Below are 3,988 nucleotides of genomic sequence, written 5' to 3' on the forward strand. Positions count from 1 at the left end.
GCCCTGGCCTACAACCTGTCCAACTTCCTGCGCACGCTCGCCCTGCCGGAGGAGATGGAAAGCTGGTCGCTGACCACGATCCGCGAAAAGGTGGTGAAGATCGGCGCGAAGGTGATCGCCCATGCGCGCTACGCCGTCTTCCAGATGGCCGAGGTCGCCGTGCCACGTGACCTGTTCGGGCGCATCCTCGACATGATCGACGGGCTGCGACCACGAGAACCGACACCATGCTGACGGCAGAAAGCGGGCTCGCGAAGCAGGCGACAGGCGAAGTGCGCCCGCATCGTGGCAAAACCAGCGAGAATCGCACGATGGGGGCGTGGCAGGGCGGTCTGAACGCGATTGTGCTGCGACGGACGCTGTCGCGACGCGCTTCGCGCTTCCAAGAGGACCAGGGTCGGGCTATTCTGCCGTCATGCGGGGGCGGATGGGCCGCCTATCTGGGAAATATCGGTTAAGTTTTAAGAGCGGCCGAGAGGACCCCATCGGTGCTCGTCCGGCCCTGGCGACACGAAATCCTCGAACGCGTTGCCCCACAGGTTCGAGACGCCGTGATCGCCGACGACCTCGGCCAGCTCATCGAGTTCGATGCCGGCACCGCGGCACGCATGGCCCACATGGCGCTGGAAGACGTCTTCAAATGCACCGCGCCATTCGTCGCGGCTAACCCATTTGATCAGCCCTTCGATCGAATGAACTGCCCCCATTGGCGCCGTACTCCGCTCATCTCCTGCGAAGTCGCCGATTGAAATTCCCTTGGAAAATCAATGAAGGCTTTCGCGTTCTCCATTCTCCAGACCTCTGTATCAGAGAAAATCGTGCGGTGCTTGGTGTTGCGGAAAACCATGATATTTCAGCCGCTTAACCGCGCCGTACCGAAAAGTCGAAAGTCCACGGGTACGGAGAGTAAACGCGAAAACGGAAAAAATGGGCCGTCGACGGACGACCTAAGGTCCACAGGCCGCTCGGTCAATGTATTGGAATTGTTTGGGGTTTCTGGCGACCCGATAGGGGCGGGAGACGCGTCAAAGCAGTGGGATGGCGGACAGGGAGGGATTCGAACCCTCGATAGAGTTGCCCCTATACACGCGTTCCAGGCGTGCGCCTTCAACCACTCGGCCACCTGTCCGTCTGCCTGCGCCCATCAGGCGCACGCATTTCTTTCCGAGGACAGATGCGATGCCCGAGGCATCGCTGTGCGCCTTCAACCACTCGGCCACCTGTCCGTCTGCCTGCGCCCATCAGGCGCACGCATTTCTTTCCGATGTAAAGCCACGGGCATTCATCGCGCGAAAGTCGCGCGGGTTATGGCGGGAGGCCCGACAAAATGCAAGGCGGCTCGCGGCGCTTTTTCGAAAGCGGGCGTCGCTTTTCCCATACCGGGTCACGTGCCTGCGGCGAACGCCCTTGCGCGAAAGGCTGCGCGACCCCAGCTTTCGGGTCCATCATCGGCGCTTCTGGAGGTTGCCATGTTCTTCGCCCGCACAGCCGTCACGCTCCCTCGCGCCGAAGAGGCGCTGCCGGGCCGCTCGCAGGCCATTCCCACGGCCGCGACGCATTGGGTGTTTCGCAGGCCGCTGAACGGGCCGATCCCGGAGGGCTTCGAGGAGGCCGTGTTCGGCATGGGCTGCTTCTGGGGTGCCGAGCGCAAGTTCTGGCAGATCGGCGACGGCATCTGGAGCACGGCGGCGGGTTACGCCGGTGGCTTCACGCCGAACCCCACCTACGAGGAGACTTGCTCCGGCCGCACGGGCCATACGGAAGTGGTGCGCGTGGTTTATGACCCCTCGAAGGTGCGCTTCGCCGATCTCCTGCGCATCTTCTGGGAGAATCACGATCCAACGCAGGGCATGCGGCAGGGCAACGATGTCGGCACGCAATATCGCTCGGCGATCTTCGCCGCCAGCGAGGCGCAGCTCGCCGAGGCGAAAGCCTCGCGCGAGGCGTATCAGGCTCGGCTGAAGTCGGCGGGATACCCGGACATCACGACCGAGATCGCGCCCGCCGGGCCGTTCTACTTCGCAGAAGAATATCACCAGCAGTATCTGGCGAAGAAGCCGAACGGCTATTGCGGGCTCGGCGGCACGGGCGTTTCCTGTCCCATCGGCCTCAAGACATAGCGTCAGGGGCCGACAGGCGCGCGCTTCGCGGCGATCCACAGCACCAGCACGCCGAAGATCGCGCTGGCGAGCGATCCCACGATCACCCCCAGGCGCACGCGGTCCCGCAAGACGGGATCGCTGAAGGAGAGCGAACCGATGAAAAGGCTCATCGTGAAGCCGATGCCGCAGAGGATGGCTACGCCATAGATCTGAAGCCAGGTGGACCCGGCAGGCCTGGGCGAAAGCCCGGCCCGCACTGCAAGCCATGTCGCGCCGAGAATGCCGAACTGCTTGCCCACGAAGAGACCGATGATGATGCCCATCGTCAGCGGGGCGAAGAGCGCATCAAGCCCCATCCCGGCCAGTGGCACGCCGGCATTCACGAAGGCGAAGATCGGCACGATGAGGAAGGAAACCCACGGCTGGAGCCCGTGCTCGATATCCTCCAGCGGCGTCGCACCGGATTTCGTATGCAGCGGAATGACAAGGCCCATGGCGACACCGGCGAGTGTGGCATGCACGCCGGATTTCAGCACCAGAGCCCACATCACGATGCCCACCAGCATGTAGGCGGCAATGCGCCGCACGCCGAGCCGATTGAACACCACGAGACTCGCGAGGCAGACCATCGCGAGCCCCAGCATGGGGAGCGAGATCTTCGCCGTGTAGAACGCGGCGATCACCCCCCCGGCCATCAGGTCATCGATGATCGCGATGGCCAGCGCGAAGACCTTGAGACTGAAGGGCACAAGGCGGCCGAGGGCCGCGATGAGGCCCACGACGAAGGCAATATCGGTCGCGGTCGGCACAGCCCAGGCGGCGAAGTTCTGCGGCGAACCGATGTTGAGCGCCACGAACAGAAGTGCCGGCACCGCGAAACCGCCGCAGGCCGCGATGAGCGGCAACACGGCCCGCCGCCAATCCGAGAGTTCGCCCGCGAGGAACTCGCGCTTGATTTCGAGGCCGACGAGCAGGAAGAAGATGGCCATCAGCCCGTCATTCACCCAGAGCAGCAATGGCTTGGCGATCGCAAAGTCACCGATCGCCACCTGAATGGGAAAGCTGAGAATCGCCGAATAAGCGCCTGAAAAGCTGGAATTGGCAAAGATCAGCGCGAGGACGGCAGAGACTGCCAGGACAAGGCCCGCCCAGCGTTGCATCGCGGCCTGGTCACTCGCGGCCATCGGCCATCCCCTCCCTTTCGGCTGGGATGCCGGGCGCTTCCCAAGTCCATCTCCCAGTGTTACTCGATACGAGCGAAATAGGGCCAAGTTGTCCATTCGCCAAGCCCGAACGAGGAATGGCCCGATGATCGAACGCCTTCTGGAGCGGTTTCTGTTTGCGAGCCGCTGGCTTCTCGCGCCCTTCTACGTGATGCTCGTGGCCGCCCTGGGCGTTCTGCTGCTGAAGGCGGGTCAGGAACTGGTTCACTTCGTCGGCCATGGCTACACGGCCACCGAATCGGAGGTGATCCTCGGGGTTCTGGCGCTGGTGGACCTCACGCTGACAGGCTCGCTGATCGTGATCGTGATCTTCTCCGGCTACGAGAATTTTGTGTCGCGCATCGATCCGGGCCAGACCGAGGACTGGCCCGAATGGATGGGCAAGATCGACTTCACGGGCCTGAAGCTGAAGCTGCTCTCATCCATCGTGGCCATCTCGGCCATTCAGGTTCTCAAGGCCTTCATGAACGTGAAGAACACCTCGGATCGTGATCTTACATGGCTGGTGGTGATCCATATGGTCTTCGTGGTGTCTGGCCTCATCATGGCGCTGACGGATCGCTTCTCCGAAACGGCGCATGGCAAGAAGACCATTGACAGGAAGGCCGGCACCGAACGCGGCCAATGAAAGGGGCATGCGGCCTCAGGCGGCGCGCGGCGAGG

5 protein-coding genes and 1 tRNA gene are annotated in these 3,988 nt (G+C 63.0%); 4 read left to right on the top strand and 2 right to left on the bottom strand.

Features of this window, described 5'->3' with window-relative positions:
• A partial coding sequence (locus tag ACKODO_RS03590; RefSeq protein WP_408982082.1) for a transposase occupies positions 1-234 on the top strand: 234 nt, incomplete at its 5' end.
• Positions 235-551: 317 nt separating this feature from the next.
• Positions 552-749: a hypothetical protein gene (locus tag ACKODO_RS03595; protein WP_408982083.1), complete on the top strand. Its 198-nt coding sequence runs from the start codon at positions 552-554 to the stop codon at positions 747-749.
• A 290-nt stretch (positions 750-1,039) separates the two neighbouring features.
• On the opposite strand, the gene ACKODO_RS03600 is transcribed toward ACKODO_RS03595, so the two are convergent.
• Positions 1,040-1,129, bottom strand: a tRNA-Ser gene (locus tag ACKODO_RS03600).
• A gap of 340 nt (positions 1,130-1,469) precedes the next feature.
• Here ACKODO_RS03600 and msrA point away from each other — a divergent pair.
• Positions 1,470-2,120: a peptide-methionine (S)-S-oxide reductase MsrA gene (gene msrA / locus ACKODO_RS03605; protein ID WP_408982084.1), complete on the top strand. Its 651-nt coding sequence runs from the start codon at positions 1,470-1,472 to the stop codon at positions 2,118-2,120.
• Positions 2,121-2,122: 2 nt separating this feature from the next.
• On the opposite strand, the gene nhaA is transcribed toward msrA, so the two are convergent.
• A complete protein-coding gene (nhaA, locus tag ACKODO_RS03610) occupies positions 2,123-3,286 on the bottom strand; it encodes a Na+/H+ antiporter NhaA (RefSeq protein ID WP_408982085.1) in 1,164 nt (387 codons plus the stop codon).
• A 124-nt stretch (positions 3,287-3,410) separates the two neighbouring features.
• Here nhaA and ACKODO_RS03615 point away from each other — a divergent pair, with 124 nt between their 5' ends.
• The gene (locus ACKODO_RS03615; protein WP_408982086.1) at positions 3,411-3,953 is read left to right on the top strand and encodes a TIGR00645 family protein; all 543 of its coding nucleotides are present in this window, start codon (positions 3,411-3,413) and stop codon (positions 3,951-3,953) included.
• The last annotated feature ends 35 nt before the right edge of the window (positions 3,954-3,988 follow it).

This window comes from Rhabdaerophilum sp., assembly GCF_046092605.1.
Taxonomy (GTDB): Bacteria; Pseudomonadota; Alphaproteobacteria; order Rhizobiales; family Beijerinckiaceae; genus Rhabdaerophilum.